The 19,383-nt window shown below is 62.1% G+C and carries 18 protein-coding genes; 11 read left to right on the forward strand and 7 right to left on the reverse strand.

What is annotated here, in order from left to right:
- Nucleotides 1-69: 69 nt before the first annotated feature.
- The 3 genes from BFP96_RS13985 to BFP96_RS30365 form a co-directional block, all read right to left on the reverse strand.
- On the reverse strand, nt 70-1,545 hold the full coding sequence (locus tag BFP96_RS13985; RefSeq protein WP_057723136.1) for an inorganic phosphate transporter: 1,476 nt from the start codon (nt 1,543-1,545) through the stop codon (nt 70-72).
- Between the two features lie 326 nt (nt 1,546-1,871).
- Complete coding sequence (locus BFP96_RS13990) at nt 1,872-2,072, reverse strand: hypothetical protein (RefSeq protein ID WP_003172389.1); 201 nt, start codon at nt 2,070-2,072, stop codon at nt 1,872-1,874.
- A gap of 255 nt (nt 2,073-2,327) precedes the next feature.
- Nucleotides 2,328-2,564: a D-alanyl-D-alanine carboxypeptidase family protein gene (locus BFP96_RS30365; protein WP_139113401.1), complete on the reverse strand. Its 237-nt coding sequence runs from the start codon at nt 2,562-2,564 to the stop codon at nt 2,328-2,330.
- A 17-nt stretch (nt 2,565-2,581) separates the two neighbouring features.
- Between BFP96_RS30365 and pcaR the strand changes: the two genes are divergently transcribed.
- The 11 genes from pcaR (at nt 2,582) to pcaC (ending at nt 13,371) form a co-directional block, all read left to right on the forward strand.
- Nucleotides 2,582-3,424: a pca regulon transcriptional regulator PcaR gene (gene pcaR, locus BFP96_RS13995; protein WP_065886157.1), complete on the forward strand. Its 843-nt coding sequence runs from the start codon at nt 2,582-2,584 to the stop codon at nt 3,422-3,424.
- 144 nt (nt 3,425-3,568) lie between these two features.
- Nucleotides 3,569-4,909 carry an MFS transporter gene (locus BFP96_RS14000; RefSeq protein WP_065936432.1) on the forward strand — a complete coding sequence of 447 codons (1,341 nt, stop codon included), beginning with the start codon at nt 3,569-3,571 and terminating at the stop codon, nt 4,907-4,909.
- A 270-nt stretch (nt 4,910-5,179) separates the two neighbouring features.
- Entirely contained in the window at nt 5,180-6,037 is an 858-nt protein-coding gene (locus BFP96_RS14005; RefSeq protein WP_065936433.1) for a CoA transferase subunit A, read from the forward strand.
- Nucleotides 6,037-6,816 carry a CoA-transferase subunit beta gene (locus tag BFP96_RS14010; protein WP_065936434.1) on the forward strand — a complete coding sequence of 260 codons (780 nt, stop codon included), beginning with the start codon at nt 6,037-6,039 and terminating at the stop codon, nt 6,814-6,816. Before BFP96_RS14005 ends, BFP96_RS14010 begins: the two co-directional genes overlap by 1 nt.
- On the forward strand, nt 6,813-8,015 hold the full coding sequence (pcaF, locus tag BFP96_RS14015; protein WP_170876010.1) for a 3-oxoadipyl-CoA thiolase: 1,203 nt from the start codon (nt 6,813-6,815) through the stop codon (nt 8,013-8,015). The genes BFP96_RS14010 and pcaF overlap by 4 nt, the downstream gene beginning before the upstream one ends.
- A 17-nt stretch (nt 8,016-8,032) precedes the next feature.
- Nucleotides 8,033-8,737 carry a protocatechuate 3,4-dioxygenase subunit beta gene (pcaH, locus tag BFP96_RS14020; RefSeq protein ID WP_065886162.1) on the forward strand — a complete coding sequence of 235 codons (705 nt, stop codon included), beginning with the start codon at nt 8,033-8,035 and terminating at the stop codon, nt 8,735-8,737.
- A 1-nt stretch (nt 8,738) separates the two neighbouring features.
- Nucleotides 8,739-9,305, forward strand: a complete 567-nt coding sequence (gene pcaG / locus BFP96_RS14025) for a protocatechuate 3,4-dioxygenase subunit alpha (protein WP_065936436.1) — start codon at nt 8,739-8,741, stop codon at nt 9,303-9,305.
- Between the two features lie 187 nt (nt 9,306-9,492).
- On the forward strand, nt 9,493-10,788 hold the full coding sequence (locus BFP96_RS14030) for an MFS family transporter (RefSeq protein WP_065886164.1): 1,296 nt from the start codon (nt 9,493-9,495) through the stop codon (nt 10,786-10,788).
- A gap of 10 nt (nt 10,789-10,798) precedes the next feature.
- Entirely contained in the window at nt 10,799-12,163 is a 1,365-nt protein-coding gene (locus BFP96_RS14035; protein ID WP_065897023.1) for a 3-carboxy-cis,cis-muconate cycloisomerase, read from the forward strand.
- A gap of 10 nt (nt 12,164-12,173) precedes the next feature.
- Nucleotides 12,174-12,965, forward strand: a complete 792-nt coding sequence (gene pcaD / locus BFP96_RS14040; RefSeq protein WP_065893424.1) for a 3-oxoadipate enol-lactonase — start codon at nt 12,174-12,176, stop codon at nt 12,963-12,965.
- Nucleotides 12,966-12,975: 10 nt separating this feature from the next.
- Complete coding sequence (gene pcaC, locus BFP96_RS14045; protein WP_065893425.1) at nt 12,976-13,371, forward strand: 4-carboxymuconolactone decarboxylase; 396 nt, start codon at nt 12,976-12,978, stop codon at nt 13,369-13,371.
- Nucleotides 13,372-13,539: 168 nt separating this feature from the next.
- Here the strand turns inward: pcaC and BFP96_RS14050 are convergent, their stop codons facing one another.
- The 4 genes from BFP96_RS14050 to BFP96_RS14065 form a co-directional block, all read right to left on the reverse strand.
- Nucleotides 13,540-14,439 (reverse strand): polysaccharide deacetylase family protein, encoded by a 900-nt coding sequence (locus BFP96_RS14050; RefSeq protein WP_065936437.1) that lies wholly within the window; start codon nt 14,437-14,439, stop codon nt 13,540-13,542.
- 84 nt (nt 14,440-14,523) lie between these two features.
- A complete protein-coding gene (locus tag BFP96_RS14055; RefSeq protein ID WP_065893427.1) occupies nt 14,524-15,774 on the reverse strand; it encodes an OprD family porin in 1,251 nt (416 codons plus the stop codon).
- A gap of 150 nt (nt 15,775-15,924) precedes the next feature.
- Entirely contained in the window at nt 15,925-17,532 is a 1,608-nt protein-coding gene (locus BFP96_RS14060) for a J domain-containing protein (protein WP_065936438.1), read from the reverse strand.
- 11 nt (nt 17,533-17,543) lie between these two features.
- Complete coding sequence (locus BFP96_RS14065; protein ID WP_065886171.1) at nt 17,544-19,241, reverse strand: molecular chaperone HscC; 1,698 nt, start codon at nt 19,239-19,241, stop codon at nt 17,544-17,546.
- Nucleotides 19,242-19,383 lie beyond the last annotated feature (142 nt).

A 19,383-nucleotide genomic window follows, 5' to 3' on the forward strand; every position in this document is an offset into this window, starting at 1 on the left:
TTGAGGCCCGCGCATGGGTGACGCGGAGCGTCACGGAATGCATTCCCACGCAGAGCGTGGGAACGATCATCAACTGCCCAGCGCCCAGGACGCCAGCCAGAACAACCCGGCGGAGAGGCCTACGGTTGCCGGCAAGGTCAACACCCAGGCCATCAGGATGGTCTTGACCGTGCCGCCTTGCAGGCCGCTTTTGTTCGCGACCATGGTACCGGCCACGCCGGAAGACAACACGTGGGTGGTGGACACCGGCAGGGCGAAGATATTGGCGAAGCCGATCATGGTGGCGGTGGTGATCTGCGCCGACATGCCTTGGGCATAGGTCATGCCTTGCTTGCCGATCTTCTCGCCGATGGTCAGCACCACGCGTTTCCAGCCGACCATGGTGCCCAGGCCCAGGGCCAGTGCGACCGCGAGAATCACCCAGAACGGCGCGTACTCGGTCGTGGCGGTCAGGTCCTTGCGCAGCTTGTCGAGGTCGGACTTTTCACGCGCATCCAGGCCAGGCAGCTTGCCGACTTTCTTGGCGGTATCGTCCAGGCAGAGCAGGTAACGACGTACTTCGATGCGCTGGTCGGCACTCAACGCGTGGTAGTCGGAAACACCTTTGAGCGTATCAACCAGCGCGTTGATGGTCGGCTCGGTCTGCTGCGGGTTGCATTGGAACTTGCCCGGCAGATCGTCCTTCACACTTTTGCCCAGGGCCAGGAACTCGCCGAGCGTGGCATTGTTGCGCTGGTAGAACTGGCTCAAATGCACGGTGGCATCGCGGGTACGTTCGATCTGGTAGGTAGTGCTGCCCAGGTCGAGCACGAACTGCGCCGGCACGATACCGATCAGCACGAGCATGATCAGGCCGATACCTTTTTGCCCATCGTTGGAGCCGTGCACGAAGCTCACCGCCATGGCCGAAATCACCAGCACCAGGCGGTTCCAGAACGGCGGGTGCTTCTTGTCGTCAAGCTTGCGGCGCTGATCCGGGGTCTTGTGCATCTTCGACAGCGGGCGCCACCACTTCAGGCCAATCAGCACCAGGGCTGCGACGAGAAAGCCGGCCATCGGCGAGAACACCAGGGACGCACCGATATCGATCGCTTTCTGCCAGTTCACACCGTCAGCCAGGGGAATATCGTTGATCAGGGCGTTGGCCAGGCCCACACCGAGGATCGAGCCGATCAGCGTGTGGGAGCTGGAGGCCGGGATACCGAAGTACCAGGTGCCCAGGTTCCAGGTGATTGCCGCCGCCAACAATGAGAAGACCATCGCCAAACCATGGCCGGTGTTCACATTGATCAGCAACTCCACCGGCAGCAGATGCACGATGGCGTAGGCGACACCCACACCGCCGAGCAACACGCCGAGGAAGTTGAACACCCCGGAGAAGAACACCGCCAGGTGCGGCGGCATGGCCTTGGTATAGATGACTGTGGCCACCGCGTTAGCGGTGTCATGAAAGCCATTGATGAACTCGAAGGCGAGGACAAAGGCCAGGGCGAGCAACAGGCTCACTAGAACCCAAGCATCCAGTCCGCTGAATAAATCGATCATGAAGGTTTTCTGACCCGGTCGTAAGGGGGCGCGATTATGCCAGAAAACCTCGGTAATCGATGCATTAGCTGCTCATCGGTAACAATCTAGCGTGAAAAAAACCGGCCTGCACAGGCGCATCCCAGGGTTTTCGGGGCTTTGGCAAGTGCTTGATTTGTAAAGCCAGGGCGCGAAAAAACACGGTTTCGACACAAAAATGTCATGTGTGAAACATTTGTATGAAATTTCGTTAGCGGCAGTAGGGCGCCGACCAGTGGTTTTGAAGGTCGCTGCCCTTCGCAGGTGAAGATCGGCACCGACCGTAAAGCCTGGAGGCTCAACTCGCCCTAGGGCTCTTCGGCCTTGAGTTCTTGCTCGATCTTCTGGATTTCCTGGGCGAAAGCCTGGTCCAGCAGGCTGGCGCGCTTGCGCCAGGGCTTACGTTCCGGCTCAGGCTGGGCGGCGTAGGTGGTGACTTCCCCGCCGTAAACGTCCTTGTAACGTTGCTCCTGGCGCTCAAGTTCCGCGCGCAGTTCATCTTTCGTCACAGTGTTACCTAATTGAGTTGGGTTTAATAAGGGTACAACTTCATGCCAAAAGGCGCCTCGGGTGTACATACTTGAACCGACGCCCTGTTCAAGTTTAAGTAGGGACCTGAGATCGCTTTTTCAATCCACTGCTTTAATCGACCCTGCGCACGGGATGCGGCGCCGGGCGAGCTCCGATCCCAATAACCGAATTGGGCTGACCTCTGTACACGCTGCATTATAGCGACGCATTTGAAGAACGCTATCGGCATAAATTTAAAAAGCCTCAACTTCATGTGCGAGTTTTGTTACATCACAACGTAAGTGTTGGCTGAACATATACCCCCAGGACAGCCGTTTTTTACCGGGCAACGCGCTATAGCGGGTTCGGCAGCCGAGAATTGCGATAATCGAATCATCGTCCGATAATCGCCCAATGTTGCCGCCCTTGCCTTGTGCATCGCTCACCGTGCGGCTTGTAATAGCAGCCAGCCCTTCTGTGGTTGAAAACAAGAAAAAGGATCCCTGAAATGAACGATCAATTGCGCAACTCCTTCGCGTCGGTGGCGCCGCCGATCGTGGCATCACCGGCCAAGCGCATCCAGGCGTTCACTGGTGATCCGGACTTCATGACCTCCCTGGCCCGTGGCCTGGCCGTGGTGCAGGCGTTTCAGGAGCGCAAGCGTCACCTGACCATCGCCCAGATCAGCCATCGCACCGAAATTCCGCGTGCCGCCGTGCGCCGCTGCCTGCATACCTTGATCAAGCTGGGGTATGCCACCACCGATGGCCGTACCTACTCGTTGCTGCCCAAGGTGCTGACCCTGGGCCACGCCTATTTATCGTCGACCCCCCTGGCCGTGTCGGCCCAGCCCTACCTGGATCGCATGAGCGAACAGCTTCACGAGGCCTGCAACATGGCGACCCTTGAAGGCGACGACATTCTTTACATCGCCCGCTCGGCCACCACTCAGCGCCTGATTTCCGTTGACCTTTCCGTGGGCGGGCGCTTGCCGGCGTACTGCACCTCCATGGGCCGCATCCTGCTGGCCGCCCTGGATGATGCCTCGTTGCAGGATTACCTTGACCACGCCGACCTGCAAACCAAGACCAGTCGCACCTTGACCACGCCCGAAGCGTTGTTCGAATGCCTGCAACAAGTGCGTCAGCAGGGCTGGTGCATCGTCGATCAGGAACTGGAGCAGGGCCTGCGTTCGATCGCCGTACCGGTTTACGACGCATCCGGCCAGGTGTTGGCCGCGCTCAATGTCAGCACCCATGCCGGACGAGTCAGCCGCAGCGAGTTGGAGCAGCGGTTCCTGCCGAGCATGCTCAGCGCCAGTCGCGAGCTGAGCATGCAACTGTTTGCCTGAGTGTTCGGTGACCGCACAGAACCCGGCGTGATCAATTGACGCTGTTTCCCCTGGCTTATTAATGTGCGGCAGCGCTTAAGGGCGCGCTCCAATAATAATGGCGACCCCAGGTCGCTGGCCCGCCATCGGTGTGGAATAAAAATAATGAATCAGCCATCTGTCGGTTCTACCCTGGACGTGCAGTCCTTCATCAATGCCCAGCCCTTGTCACGTTACCAGTGGCGCGTGGTGATCCTGTGCTTCCTGATTGTCTTCCTCGACGGCCTCGACACCGCCGCCATGGGCTTTATCGCACCCGCGCTGTCCCAGGACTGGGGCATCGACCGCGCGAGCCTCGGCCCGGTGATGAGCGCCGCGTTGATCGGCATGGTCTTCGGCGCGCTGGGTTCCGGCCCGCTGGCCGACCGCTTCGGGCGCAAAGGGGTGCTGGTGGGCGCGGTGCTGGTGTTCGGTGCCTTCAGCCTGGCTTCGGCGTACAGCAGCAATGTCGATCAACTGCTGGTGTTGCGTTTCCTGACGGGCCTGGGGCTGGGCGCGGGCATGCCCAACGCCACCACGCTGCTCTCCGAATACACCCCCGAGCGGCACAAGTCGCTGCTGGTGACCAGCATGTTTTGTGGCTTCAACCTGGGCATGGCCGGTGGCGGGTTTATTTCGGCCAAGTTGATCCCGGCTTTCGGCTGGCACAGCCTGTTGCTGATCGGTGGCATCCTGCCGTTGATCCTGGGCGCGGTGCTGTTGGTGTGGTTGCCGGAGTCGGCGCGTTACCTGGTGGTGCGCAACCGTGGCACCGACAAGGTACGCAGGGCCCTGTCCCCGATTGAACCGGCCATTGTCGCCCAGGCCACTCACTTCAGCGTGCCGGAGCAAAAGACCGTCAAGGCGCGCAACGTGTTCGCGGTGATTTTTTCCGGTACCTACAGCGCCGGCACGCTGCTGCTGTGGCTCACCTATTTCATGGGCCTGGTGATTGTGTACCTGCTCACCAGTTGGCTGCCAACCCTGATGCGCGACAGTGGCGCCAGCATGGAGCAGGCCGCCTTTATCGGAGCCTTGTTCCAGTTTGGCGGCGTATTGAGCGCCGTCGGCGTGGGCTGGGCGATGGACCGGTTCAACCCGCACAAGGTGATTGGCACCTTCTACCTGTTGGCGGGAGTATTTGCCTACGCGGTCGGGCAGAGCCTGGGCAATATCACCCTGTTGGCGACCCTGGTGCTGATTGCCGGGATGTGCGTCAACGGTGCGCAATCGGCGATGCCCTCCCTGGCTGCGCGCTTCTACCCGACCCAGGGCCGCGCCACCGGCGTGTCGTGGATGCTCGGCATTGGCCGTTTCGGCGCGATTCTCGGTGCGTGGATGGGCGCTACCTTGCTGGGCCTGGGCTGGAACTTCGAGCAGGTGCTGACGGCGCTGGTGATTCCGGCGGGGTTGGCCACGGCAGCGGTGCTGATCAAGGGCATGGTCAGCCACGCCGACGCGACCTGACCTCTGGCGAGGTTAAAAGTGTGGGAGGGGGCTTGCCCCCGATTGCGGTGGGTCAGCCTGATAATTGCTGGCTGATACACCGCTATCGGGGGCAAGCCCCCTCCCACATTGGATCATCTGCGGTCAAGAAATTAGCCAGGCAACAATGCGTTCGATAATCGAACGCTGAGTCGATTATCGGATTGTTCCACCCATTCCCCCGGCTTAATCTTCAAACACTTCGGCGCCCCCCTCAGCGCCTTTTTCGATCAACACCGGGAGCCCAACCCCATGGCTGAAATTCTCACCCTGCGCGATGCGGTCAAGCGCTTCGTGAACGACGGCGATACCGTCGCCCTCGAAGGCTTCACTCACCTGATCCCCACCGCCGCAGGTCATGAAATCATTCGTCAGGGCAAGAAAGACCTGACGTTGGTGCGTATGACGCCTGACCTGATCTACGACCAGTTGATCGGCGCCGGCTGTGCGCGCAAGTTGATTTTCTCCTGGGGCGGCAACCCGGGCGTGGGTTCCCTGCATCGTCTGCGCGACGCGGTGGAAAAACAGTGGCCGCAGCCGCTGGAGATCGAAGAACACAGCCATGCCGACCTGGCCAACGCCTACGTCGCCGGCGCCTCCGGCCTGCCGTTTGCGGTGCTGCGGGCCTACGCCGGTTCCGACTTGCCCAAGGTCAACCCGCTGATCAAGACCGTCACGTGCCCGTTTACTGGCGAAGTGCTGGCGGCGGTCCCGTCGGTACGCCCGGATGTGACGGTAATCCATGCGCAGAAGGCCGACCGCAAGGGCAACGTGCTGCTATGGGGCATTCTTGGCGTGCAGAAGGAAGCGGCCCTGGCGGCCAAGCGCTGCATCGTCACCGTCGAGGAAATCGTCGACGACCTGAACGCGCCGATGAACAGCTGCGTATTGCCGACCTGGGCCCTGACCGCCGTGTGCCATGTGCCCGGTGGCGCGCATCCGTCCTACGCCCATGGCTACAACGAGCGGGATAACCGTTTCTACCAGGCGTGGGACCCGATTGCCCGCGACCGTGGGACCTTTACCGCCTGGATCGACGAATACGTCCACGGCACTGCTGGTTTCAGCGAGTTCCAGGCCAAGCTGGCCAGCGCGCAGGAGGCCAAGTAATGACCTACTCCACCAATGAAATGATGACCGTCGCCGCCGCGCGCCGCCTCAAGAATGGCTCGGTGTGCTTCGTCGGCATCGGCCTGCCGTCCAAGGCGGCCAACCTGGCGCGCCTGACCTCCTCGCCTGACGTGGTGCTGATCTACGAGTCCGGCCCGATTGGCGCCAAGCCCTCGGTGTTGCCGCTGTCCATCGGTGACGGTGAGTTGGCGGAAACCGCCGATACCGTGGTGCCCACCGGCGAAATCTTCCGTTACTGGCTGCAAGGCGGGCGCATCGACGTCGGCTTTCTCGGCGCGGCTCAGGTCGACCGTTTCGGCAACATCAACACCACCGTGGTCGGCGATTATCACCAGCCCAAGGTACGTCTGCCGGGTGCCGGCGGAGCGCCGGAAATTGCCGGTTCCGCCAAAAGCGTGTTGATCATCCTTAAACAGTCGTCCCGTTCGTTTGTCGACAAGCTGGATTTCATCACCTCGGTCGGCCACGGCGAAGGCGGCGATTCACGCAAACGCCTGGGCCTGCCGGGCGCCGGTCCGGTCGGCATCATTACCGACCTGTGCATCATGGAGCCGGAAGCGGGCAGCCATGAGTTCGTAGTCACTGCCTTGCACCCTGGGGTGACCCGCGAGCAAGTGGTCGCGGCGACCGGCTGGGCCATTCGTTTTGCCGACCAGGTCGAGGTGACCGCCGAACCGACTGAGGTTGAGCTGAGCGCCCTGCGTGACCTCGAAGCACGCACCGCAGCCGCCCATGGCCAAGCACCGGGAGAAGCCTGATGCGCGATGTCTTTATCTGTGACGCCATTCGCACCCCCATCGGCCGCTTCGGCGGCGGCCTGTCTACGGTGCGCGCCGATGACCTGGCAGCCCTGCCGATCAAGGCGTTGATCGAACGCAACCCAACGGTGGAGTGGAGCGCCGTGGATGAAGTGTTCCTCGGCTGCGCCAACCAGGCCGGCGAAGACAACCGCAACGTGGCACGCATGGCGCTGCTGCTGGCGGGCCTGCCGGAGAGTATTCCCGGCGTGACCCTCAATCGCCTGTGCGCTTCGGGGATGGACGCCATCGGCACGGCCTTTCGCGCGATTGCCAGCGGCGAAATGGAGCTGGCGATTGCCGGCGGCGTCGAGTCGATGTCCCGCGCGCCGTTCGTGATGGGCAAGGCTGATGCTGCGTTTTCACGCACCATGAAGCTTGAAGACACCACCATCGGCTGGCGCTTTATCAACCCCTTGATGAAAGCCCAATACGGCGTCGACGCGATGCCGCAGACCGCCGATAACGTCGCCGACGACTACAATGTTTCGCGCGCCGACCAGGACGCCTTTGCCCTGCGCAGCCAGCAACGTACCGCTGCCGCGCAGGCCGCCGGCTTCTTTGCCGAAGAGATTGTGCCGGTGCGGGTGGCCCATAAAAAAGGCGAAACCGTGGTGGAGCATGATGAGCATCCACGGGACACCACCCTTGAGGCCCTGGCCAAACTCAAGCCGGTCAACGGCCCGGACAAGACCGTCACCGCCGGCAACGCGTCGGGCGTCAACGATGGCGCTGCTGCGCTGATTCTGGCCTCGGCCGACGCGGTGAAAAAACACGGGCTCACCGCCCGCGCCAGGGTGTTGGGCATGGCCAGTGCCGGCGTCGCCCCGCGCGTGATGGGGATCGGCCCGGTGCCGGCGGTGCGCAAGCTGGTGGAGCGCCTCGGTCTGGCGGTCACCGATTTTGACGTGATCGAACTCAACGAAGCCTTCGCCAGCCAAGGCCTGGCCGTGCTGCGCGAGTTGGGGATCGCCGACGACGCGCCGCAGGTCAACCCCAACGGCGGCGCCATCGCCCTGGGTCACCCCCTGGGCATGAGCGGTGCGCGGCTGGTACTGACAGCCCTGCACCAGTTGGAAAAAACCGGCGGGCGCAAAGGCCTGGCGACCATGTGCGTGGGCGTGGGCCAAGGCCTGGCCCTGGCGATTGAACGCGTCTGATAAGAGAGGATTGCTGCATGAATGACAAGCCCGGTTACCGGCGCCCGCACGCGGGCACTCAACCTGACTACCTGCACCCGGCCTACCAGTCGACGAACTTGCGTTCGCCCTCGCAGCCGTTGGTGTTCCTGCCCCATTCGTTGTCGGAAATCACCGGCCCGACCATCGGCGCCGAGCGCGTCAGCGAGAAAGACAACGACCTGACCGCCCAGCACGAGGGCGAGCCCCAGGGCGAACGCATCATCATTCACGGGCGGGTGCTGGACGAGAACGGCCTGCCGGTCCCGGGCATCCTCGTGGAGATCTGGCAGGCCAACGCCGCCGGTCGCTACAACCACGAGCGCGACCTGCACGATGCGCCGCTGGACCCGAACTTCACCGGCACCGGGCGCACCGTCACCGACGCCGAGGGCTGGTACCAATTCCAGACCATCAAGCCCGGCGCCTACCCGTGGGGCAATCACCACAACGCCTGGCGCCCGGCGCATATCCACTTTTCGCTGTTCGGACCCAGCGTGCTGACGCGGCTGGTCACGCAAATGTATTTCCCCGGCGACCCGCTGCTCGAATACGACCCGATCTACAACTGCGTGCCGGACACCAGTGCCAAGCAACGCCTGATCGCAAGCTTCGATCTGGAAAAAACCATTCCTTCCTATGCCCTCGGCTACCGCTGGGACATCGTCCTGCGCGGCCGCGACGCCACGCCGATGGAGAAATGAGATGAGCCTTTACGCAACCACGTCCCACACCGTCGGGCCGTATTACCACATCGGCCTGACCTGGCTGAACCGCGAAGACCTGACGGTCGCCGCCACCCTGGGCGAACGCGTGGCGATCAGCGGGCAGGTGGTGGACGGCAACGGCGATGTGGTCAACGACGCCATGCTTGAGGTCTGGCAGGCCAACGCCGCCGGCAAGTACGACCACCCGGAAGACGAACAGGACAAAGCGCTGGATCCCAACTTCGAAGGCTTTGGCCGCGTGCCGGTGGATGCCCAAGGGCGCTTCCGCTTTACTACGATCAAGCCGGGCAGTGTGCCGGGGCTTCAAGGCACGACCCAGGCACCGCATCTGGTGGTGCTGGTGTTTGCGCGCGGGTTGGTGAAGCACTTGCTGACGCGGATTTATTTTGACGGTGAGGCGTTGAATGGGGATGACCCCTTGCTGGCGTGTGTGCCGGCGCAGCGTCGCGGTACGTTGATTGCCAGGCAGGATACGGCTGGGGTTTATCAGTGGGATGTGGTTTTGCAAGGGACAGACAGGGAAACGGTGTTTTTCGATTATTGAGCTGGCTTTAGGGCCCTATCGGGGGCAAGCCCCCTCCCATATCTGAATGTATTCACAAGTCCAAGTGTGGGAGGGGGCTTGCCCCTGATGGGGCCCTTACAAGCACTCCATAGCCAAAAGTCTGCTTGCATGACACGGTTGTTGCAAAGTATGTCTAGGCTATAACCGTTCCCACTGAGTAAAAACCATGACAACAAAAACCAGTCACTACACCGGAGAAGAACGCAGCAAAAGGATTTTTGCGATTGTCGGTGCTTCCTCCGGCAACCTGGTCGAATGGTTCGACTTCTACGTCTATGCCTTCTGCGCCATTTACTTTGCGCCGGCCTTTTTCCCCTCGGACGACCCCACCGTCCAACTGCTCAACACCGCCGGCGTGTTCGCCGCCGGGTTCCTGATGCGTCCGATCGGCGGCTGGCTGTTTGGCCGGGTGGCCGACAAACATGGCCGCAAGAATTCCATGATGATCTCGGTGCTGATGATGTGCGCCGGTTCCCTGGTCATCGCTTTCCTGCCGACCTACAAGGATATCGGCGCCTGGGCCCCGGCGTTGCTGCTGGTGGCGCGGCTGTTCCAGGGGTTGTCGGTGGGGGGCGAATACGGCACCACCGCGACCTACATGAGCGAAGTTGCGCTCAAGGGCCAGCGCGGTTTCTTCGCCTCGTTCCAGTACGTGACCCTGATCGGCGGGCAACTGCTGGCGGTGCTGGTGGTGGTGATCCTGCAACAGATCCTCACCGAAGAAGAATTGCGTGCCTGGGGCTGGCGTATTCCGTTCGTGATCGGCGCCATCGCGGCGGTGATCTCCCTGTTGCTGCGCCGCACCCTCAAGGAAACCACCAGCAAGGAAATGCGCGAGGACAAGGACGCCGGCAGTATCGTCGCGCTGTTCCGTGACCACGGCAAAGCCTTCATCACCGTGCTGGGCTACACCGCCGGCGGCTCGCTGATTTTCTATACCTTCACCACCTACATGCAGAAATACCTGGTGAACACCGTCGGCATGCACGCCAAGACCTCCAGCTACATCATGACCGGCGCGCTGTTTCTGTACATGTGCATGCAGCCGCTGTTCGGCATGCTCGCCGACAAGATCGGCCGGCGCAATTCCATGCTCTGGTTCGCCGGCCTCGGCACGCTGTTCACGGTGCCGATCCTGCTTACCCTGAAAACCGTCACCAGTCCGTTCCTGGCTTTTGTGCTGATCACGCTGGCACTGGCGATCGTCAGCTTCTATACCTCCATCAGTGGCCTGGTCAAAGCCGAGATGTTCCCACCCCAGGTGCGTGCATTGGGCGTGGGCCTGGCGTATGCCGTGGCCAACGCGGTGTTCGGCGGTTCGGCGGAAGTGGTTGCGTTGAGCCTGAAGTCCATCGGTATGGAAAACACCTTCTACTGGTACGTCACCGCAATGATGGCCGTGGCGTTCCTGTTCAGCTTGCGCCTGCCGAAACAGGCGGCGTACCTGCATCACGATTTGTAAGGGATGAGTTATGACACTGCGCACGAGCAACCAACTGTTCGACGCCTACTTCACCGCTGACAGCATGGCCGAGGTGTTCTGTGACCAGGGCCGCCTGCAGGGCATGCTGGATTTCGAGGCCGCGCTGGCCCGGGCCGAGGCCCAGGTCGGGTTGATCCCGCAGGCCGCCGTGGCGCCGATTGCCCAGGCCTGCCTGGCGTCGCTGTATGACGTGGATGCGCTCAGTGTGGCGATTGCCACGGCGGGCAATTCGGCGATTCCAGTGGTCAAGGCGCTGGGCAAGTTGATTGCCGCTGAAGACGCCGGGGCCGAGCGCTATGTGCACCTGGGGGCAACCAGCCAGGATGTGATGGACACCGGCCTGGTGGTGCAATTGCGCCGCGCGCTGGAGCTGATCGAAGCGGACCTGGCGCGCCTGGGCGATGTATTGGCGGCCCAGGCGCAGCGGCATGCATCGACCCCTCTGGTCGGGCGCACCTGGCTGCAACACGCTACGCCCGTCACCCTGGGCATGAAGATCGCCGGCTGGCTGGGCGCGGTGACGCGCAGTCGCCAGCGCCTGGTGGAATTGAAACCGCGTTTGCTGGTGCTGCAGTTTGGCGGTGCGTCGGGCACCCTGGCTGCGCTGGGCGAGCAGGCCATGCCGGTGGCGCAAGCCTTGGCTGCCGAGTTGCAACTGAACTTGCCCGAGCAGCCGTGGCACACCCAACGTGATCGTCTGGTGGAGTTTGCCAGCGTGCTTGGCCTGATCGCCGGCAGCCTTGGCAAGCTGGGTCGCGACATCAGCCTGTTGATGCAAACCGAAGAGGCGGAAGTGTTCGAGCCCTCGGCGCCGGGCAAGGGCGGCTCTTCGACCATGCCGCACAAGCGCAACCCGGTCGGCGCCGCCGTGCTGATCAGCGCCGCGACCCGCGTGCCCGGCCTGGTGGCGACGATGTTCAGTGCCATGCCCCAGGAGCACGAGCGTAGCCTGGGACTGTGGCACGCCGAATGGGAAACCTTGCCGCAGATCTGCCGATTGGTCTCGGGGGCACTTGAACAGGCGCTGCTGGTCAGCGAAGGGCTGGAGGTGGATGCCGAGCGCATGGCCCGCAATCTCGAGCTGACCCAGGGCCTGGTGCTGGCCGAAGCCGTCAGCAGCGTGCTGGCTCAGCGCCTGGGCCGTGAAACCGCGCACCACTTGCTGGAGCAGTGCTGCAAACGCGCGGTCGCCGAGCAGCGGCATTTGCGTGCCGTGCTGGCGGACCAGCCGCAGGTCACCGCCCAGTTGTCGTCGGCCGAACTGGACCGTCTGCTCGACCCGGCCAACTACCTGGGGCAGGCCTCTACCTGGGTCAGCCGCGCCGTGACTGAACACTTTGCATTGACTGCGTAAGGAGAACGCTGTGGCTTTCGTACAACTCGCCGAGGGCGACCTGCATTACCAACTCGATGGGCCCGCCGATGCACCGGTACTGGTGCTGTCCAACTCCCTGGGTACTGACCTGCATATGTGGGACATCCAGGTGCCGGCATTCACCCAGCATTTTCGCGTGCTGCGCTTCGATACCCGCGGCCATGGCAAATCCCTGGTCACCGAGGGGCCCTACAGCATCGAACAGTTGGGCCAGGATGTGCTGGCGCTGTTGGATACGCTGGGCATCCAACGTGCCCATTTCTGTGGGTTGTCCATGGGCGGGCTGATCGGCCAATGGCTGGGCATCAACGCCGGCACGCGGCTCGATCGCCTGGTGGTCTGCAACACCGCTGCCAGGATCGGCACGCCTGAGGTGTGGAACCCGCGTATCGAAACGGTGTTGCGCGATGGCGCGGCGGCGATGGTTGCACTGCGTGATGCCTCGATTGCACGCTGGTTCACCGCCGATTTTGCCGCGGCCAACCCCCACCAGGCCGAGCAGATCACCGACATGCTCGCGGCCACCTCGCCCCAAGGCTATGCCGCCAACTGCGCGGCGGTGCGCGATGCGGATTTCCGTCATCAGTTGGCGTCGATCAAAGTGCCCACCCTGGTGATTGCCGGCACGGAAGACGCGGTGACACCACCCGCCGGCGGTCACTTTATCCAGAACCATGTGAAGGGCGCCGAATACGCCGAGTTCTATGCGGCGCATCTGTCCAATGTACAAGCCGGCGCTGCGTTCAGCGACCGCGTGATTGAATTTCTGCTGGGTCGCTGAGGAGCTTTTCGTGGACGAGAAACAACGTTATGCCGAGGGGCTGCAAGTGCGCCGTGAAGTGCTGGGCGACGCCCATGTGGAGCGCAGCCTCAATGCCCTGACCGAGTTCAACAGCGAGTTTCAGGAGATGATCACTCGCCATGCGTGGGGCGATATCTGGACCCGCCCGGGTTTGCCACGGCATACCCGCAGCCTGATCACCATCGCGATGCTGATCGGCATGAACCGCACCGAAGAGTTGAAGCTGCATTTACGTGCCGCCGCCAGCAACGGCGTGACCCGCGCCGAGATCAAGGAAGTGCTGATGCAAAGCGCGATTTATTGCGGGATACCGGCGGCGAATGCGACGTTTCATCTGGCCGAGTCGGTGTGGGATGAGTTGGGTATCGAGTCGCGCCAACCCTGAGTTGAAATGCGTTCAAAATGTGGGAGGGGGCTTGCCCTGATGCCGTCTGTAGGAGCGAGCTTGCTCGCGAAAAACTCACAGGCACCGCGTTCATTCAGAAAGTACGCGTTATCGTTGACGTTTTTCGCGAGCAAGCTCGCTCCTACAGGGCTTCATTGACTGTGGAGGTCAGTTGGTATCGGCATCCCACAGCCAATTCCACACCCCCGGCAGATGCACCGGCTCGTTCACCTCCCTGACCGTGCGGGCCAGCGCCGCGCGTTGCAGGGTGGCGGTGTCGGTGTAGAAGGGCTCGGCGGCGGTCTTCAGGCCGTTGATGCGGGCGCTGTCCATCAGGATCTGCAGGTACTCCTGCAGATGCCGTGCGGTGTAGCGGTTGATGTCATGGAAGGTCACCACCACCGGTATCACGCCGTCCACCGTCGGCAACTCACCCAATGCGATGCGCTCACGCACCACTGACAGCTGGCGGTACAGGTTGGCGCGACGGCGTGGGCTGCCGTTGAAGCCCCAGATCTTGCCGTCGTTGGCACTCAGGTCGGTCAACAGCACCTGCATGCCGTGGCGTCGGTAGGCGGCGAATGTGCGGTGATCGTAGTTCCAGAACGGTGGTCGCACCAGCAGGGGCGGCGTGCCGGTGATGGCGGCGATGTCCGCCGCGCCCTGGGTCAGGGTGCGTTCCAGCTCGGCGTCACTGAGCCAGCGATGATTGGTATGAAACGTCGTCGCCGTGTGGAAGGCCAGCACATGGCCGGCGGCATACTCACGCACCATGGTCTTGCGGCCCCGCGCGCTGCCACCTGAACGGGCGGCTTGGGTCTGTAGAAAGAACACCGCCTTGATCCCTGGCGATACCGGGTTATCGGCCAAATCGGCCACCACTGAACGGCTCGGGTTGTTGTAGCCCGAGGCGCTGGGGCCGTCATCGAAGGTCAGCAGGAAACGGATTGGCGCCCGGGCCTGCAGGCGATGCTCGGTCTGCGGCGTCAGGGCGATGGGCGAGCCGATACAGCCGCCCAGGCTCAGGGCCAGGGCGAACACTGCGATAGCGGAGGCGAAGGTTTTCATGCTGTGCGCGGGCTCGAATGAGAGGCCGCTGCTGGGGCGATCAGCAGCGGCAGGCGCGCACCATACAGTAACTGCGGCGCCGGTTTACAGCAGACTTATCGGGTAGCTGACGATCAACCGGTTTTCATCGAACTCATTGTTGCTGTAGTCACGCCGCATGCTGGAGTTGCGCCAGCGCAGGGTCAGGTTTTTCAGGCTGCCGCTTTGTACGGTGTAGCCCAATTCGCTTTCGCGCCCCCATTCCTTGCCGTCGGTCACCGTGCCGGTGTGCACGTTGCTGCCGCTGATATAGCGGTTCATCAGGGTAAGGCCCGGTACGCCAAGGGCGGCGAAGTTGTAGTCGTGGCGAACCTGCCAGGATTTTTCCTCGGCGTTGTCGTAGCTCGAGTTATAGCTGTCGTTGGCCAGAGTGCCGCCGCTGGTGCCGTTAACACGCATCCAGGCGCTGTTGCCGGTGAGTTTTTGCAGGCCGACATAGAAGGTGTTGCCGCCGTAACGGGCGGAGAGCAGGCCTGACCAGGTCTTGTTGTCCAGCTCACCTGCCCGGGCGCTGCCGTCGTCCTTGCCGTAGAAGAACCCCAGGTTGGCGCCCAGGGTCCAGTCGCCCACGGGCTGGCTGTGAATCAGATTGACGAACTGCTGGCGGTAGATGTCCTTGAGCTGGGCATTCCACACTCCGACTTGCGTGCGTTTGTCGTTGAAGGCGTATTCGGCACCCTGGAAGTTGAAGCGATCGGACGTGAACGCGGTTTTGCCGGTCATCGACATGTCGCGCATGCTGCTGTCGTCCCGCGGGCTGTTGGCACGGAACTGACCGCCATACAGGGTCAGGCCATCGATTTCCTTTGACGTGATCTGCCCGCCGCGCAGGGTCTGCGGCAATGAGCGACCATCGTCCGAGCGCAAAATCGGCAGCACCGGCATCCATTCGCCGACTTTCACTTCAGTCCTGGAAACCCGCGCCTTGAAGGCCACGCCCAGGCGACCGAACGCATCGGCTGGGCGGCCGTCGTGGTCCAGCGGCAATAACTGCGTGCCACCGGTGCCACGCCCGCCATCGAGCTTGAGCGAGTACAAACCCAGCACGTCGACACCGAAACCGACCGTGCCTTGAGTGAACCCGGACTTGGCGTCGAGGATGAAACTTTGCGTCCACTCCTGCGCGCCGCCCTGGGTTTTGGTCGGGTTGGTGTAATTGCGGTTGAAGAAGAAATTGCGCAGGTTGAGGTTGGCGCTGGCGTCCTCGAGAAAGCCGTGTTCTTCGGCGACGACGGGCAGGGCAAGGCTGGCGACAGCGGTTGCCAGCAATAGCTGGCGCGGGCGGAACGTGCTCATGGTGTTGGACCTGTTGTTATTGGGGTTATGCAGGTGCGGGCCATGGTGCGGGGCGGTACGGGGGCGATGAAAGTGGGGGAGAGCGGGTTGTGTGCGATGATCGAACGCAAGTTGCGGGCCTGCGCAATACGCTCAGGCCCGAGCGTCTCGTTACCGTTTGGGCAGGTCGATATGGGACCATGGCACCGCTGGCAGGTAATGCTGCGCGGCGATGATCACCGCCACCATCACCACCAGGAATACCACTTGCAGCGGGCTCCAGAAGGCCCAATGCAGGCCATTGAGCCACGGAAATTTCAGACTTTTCTCACCCATGTGGCCGATGCGTTTGCTGTGCAGCAGGTTGATCAGCAGCATCCCGGCATACGTAATCGCTCCCAGAATGCCCAGTGCCAGCCCGCACACCGCGAGCATGGCCAATTGCGGGATGCCGTGGCGTAACACCAGCCAATACTGGTTGGGGTTGACGCGTTTAGGGATCAAATACTGGCTCAGCCACACGTCCGCAACTACAAAGGACGCACTCATCCCGGCCCACATCTGCGTGATCCGAAAGAAGACCGCGGCCGGCAAGATCGCCAATACCACTAAGATGAGTACAACCCCGAAGTCCAGCTTTTCGGCTTCAACGTGAACGAGGTTCAGGACAGCGGCCAAGGCAAAGATCGCCCAGAGCCGGATAAGCACATGGGCGTAAATCGGTCGTGGGACGAATTTGCGCCAGAAGAACAGGTCGCTTTGGGGCAGGCGTTCGATCAACTGCGGATAACGCCAGGTCAGGGTTTCGCCCAGATGCTGGCAAGCGTTCCATTCGTTTTGGCCAAACCTGCCGATGATGCGCATCTGTTGGGTTGCGGTCATGGGCGTAAGCAACAAGCGCGCGGCCAGGGCATCGGCGCAGGTGCGCCGGGTGTCCTGGGCTTTGTCTTGGAGGCTGATATAAAAGCTTTCCTGCTCGCAACGCGACACCAGGCTGCGCCACATCCACGCGGGTTCCGCAAACACGCCTTTCTGGTCGTCCCAGCCAAAGGCCTGGCATACGCGTTCAAACAGCGGCACGCTCCATTGGGTGTCGTGCAGCAGTTGCAGAATAATGTGTTGCCACTGTTGCTGCTGATCGAACACCCGCAGCCAGGCTTGCTCGTTGTAGTGCGTCAGTTGGATGATGAACTCGCGCTCGGCCTTTTGCTCCAGCAGTTCCTGCAAGTTGAGGCGATAGTCCTGCAACAGCTCACTGGTCAGTGCATCGTGCTGCCATGGCGTCATGGCCACCCGTTGCCAGGGTGTCAGCCATTCCAGATGTTGCATCGCCCAACGGGTAATTGCACTGCGCTCGCCGGGGGCTTCAAAGCAGTGGCGCAGCAGGCCGGCCTGGAAGGCGTCGCTGCAGTCCTGTTGCCGGGCCTGGGCCCAGCGTTCATCGAGGTTGTCGGCGTTGAGGCCGGTGAGCAACCCGTGGACCGGGTCAGGTTTTGGCGCTTCAAAGGGCGCGGGGCTCAAGGGACGGACATCTATCAGCTCGGCCAAATCCTTGAGGTGGCTGTCGGTCTGTTCGACAACGGCAGTTGCGCGCTCTTCCTCTTCGTTGTCTGCACGCCAGCGTGCGTACCCCAATGCAGCCTCATAGCCTTCGCGCAGACGCTGGAACCCTTCGGGATCATCGTCCGGGCGGCAGCTTTTCAGCAGTCGCGCGTAGGTTCGCTTGATGGTCCGTTCGTCGGCATCGTCCGCCAATTGCAACACTGTCCAACAGTCCATGTGGATTTCCTTCAGCGCCAGAACCCGTTATCGAGTTGCTCAAGTTGTCGGGTCAGTTCGCTGCGGGCCTCACGGATGCGGCGCTCGTCCTGGGTGTCGAGCACTTGCTGAAACTGCGCGGCCCAGTGTCCGAGTTGCTCGCGCAGCTCGCCCAGGCTTTCCTGGTAGAGCCGTTCGAGGCGGGCGGTCAGCACGGTGTTGACCTGCTGGTCGCGCGGGTGAATTTTCAACAATGCCAACGCTTGCAGGCGTTGCTGGATCTCTTGCGGGCTGAGCACGCCAGGATTGTTTTCGATCACCAGCGAGTGCTGCTCGCCGGTCAGCGGAATGTTCACCTGAGCTTCGAGCAAACCGTTGTTGTCGTAGGTGAAGCGCACGTCCAGTGAGACTTCGCCAGCCTTGCGCTTGGGCACGGGGATTTCCAACTGGCCCAGTTCGATGTTGTCTTTCACCAGACGGCTTTCGCCCTGGTAGATTTTCAGCAGCACGCGGGGCTGGTCGTCGTAGAGCGTGACCACGCTTTTGACCCGGCTCACCGGCACGCTGCTGTTGCGTTCGATCAGCGGCAGATAATGCCCGCTTTCGATATGGCCGCCGTACTGGTTCGAGGTTTCGATACCGAGGGTGTAGGGGCAGACGTCGGTCAGCACGATTTCTTCCAGTGCCGCCGAGCGGGCCTTGAGCGCGGCCTGGATCGCCGCGCCGTGGGCGACCACCTGGTCCGGGTCGAGGCTGATGGACGGGAAACGCCCGAACAAACCCGCGGCCAGTTTGCGCACCAGCGGCATGCGCGTGGTGCCGCCGACCAGCAGGATTTCATCCAGGTCACCGACCCGAATGCGTGCGTCTCGCAGGGCGCGTTCAATCGGTGCGCGCAGGCGTTCCAACAAGGGCGTGTAGAGCTTGGCGAGTTCGGCCTGGGTGATGGTTGTGACCCACTGCTGGCCATCGATACGCAGGGCGAACTCGGCGCTGTCGTCCTGGCCCAAGGCTTTGCGCACGCGCTCGGCTTCGCGACGCAGGGCTTGCAACACACTGCGGGTGGGCGGGAAACCCTGGGCATTGCGCTGGCTGTCGACGAAGTGTTCCAGCAACAACGTGTCGAAGTCTTCGCCGCCCAGGAAGTTGTCGCCGGCGCTGGCGCGTACTTCCATCACACCGTCGAACAGCTCGATGATCGACACGTCAAAGGTGCCGCCGCCGAGATCGAAAACCAGGAACGAGGTTTCCTTGTCACGCTGGTGCAAGCCATAAGCCAAGGCGGCGGCGGTGGGTTCGTTGATCAGTTTTTCAACATTGAGCCCCGCCAGTTCACCGGCAATGCGCGTGGCTTTGCGTTGGCCGTCGCTAAAGTAGGCGGGCACGCTGATCACCGCTTCGGTGACGGTTTGGCCATAGGTGCGCTCGATGTCTTCCTTGAGGCTTTTGAGGACCAGCGCCGACAGCTCTTCGGGGCGGAACGAGCGGTCGCCCAGGCGCACTTCGGTGGCACTGCCCATGTAGCGCTTGAACAGCGACGTGGTCAGGTGCGGGTGAGTATGCAGGCGTTCCTTGGCGGCTTGGCCCACCAGGATACGGCCTTGATCATCCAGGCCTACCACGCTTGGGGTCAGCAACTGGCCAAGGGCATTGGGCACCATTTCGGCGGCATCGCCGCGCCACACGGCGGCCAGGCTATTGGTCGTGCCCAGGTCAATGCCTACGATCATTACGACAAGCTCCCTCTGTGGTCTGTAAGAATCTGTTACCAATCTTACCCTGAAAGGTTGAAGGGAAGGCAAGCCAGCGCCCACCTTTGGTTCGCAAGGGTTAGTGACATGGCAAAAAAAAACCGCTTCCGGTAAGGGAAGC

It is taken from the genome of Pseudomonas sp. 34 E 7, assembly GCF_900005715.1.
GTDB classification, from domain to species: Bacteria; Pseudomonadota; Gammaproteobacteria; order Pseudomonadales; family Pseudomonadaceae; genus Aquipseudomonas; species Aquipseudomonas orientalis_A.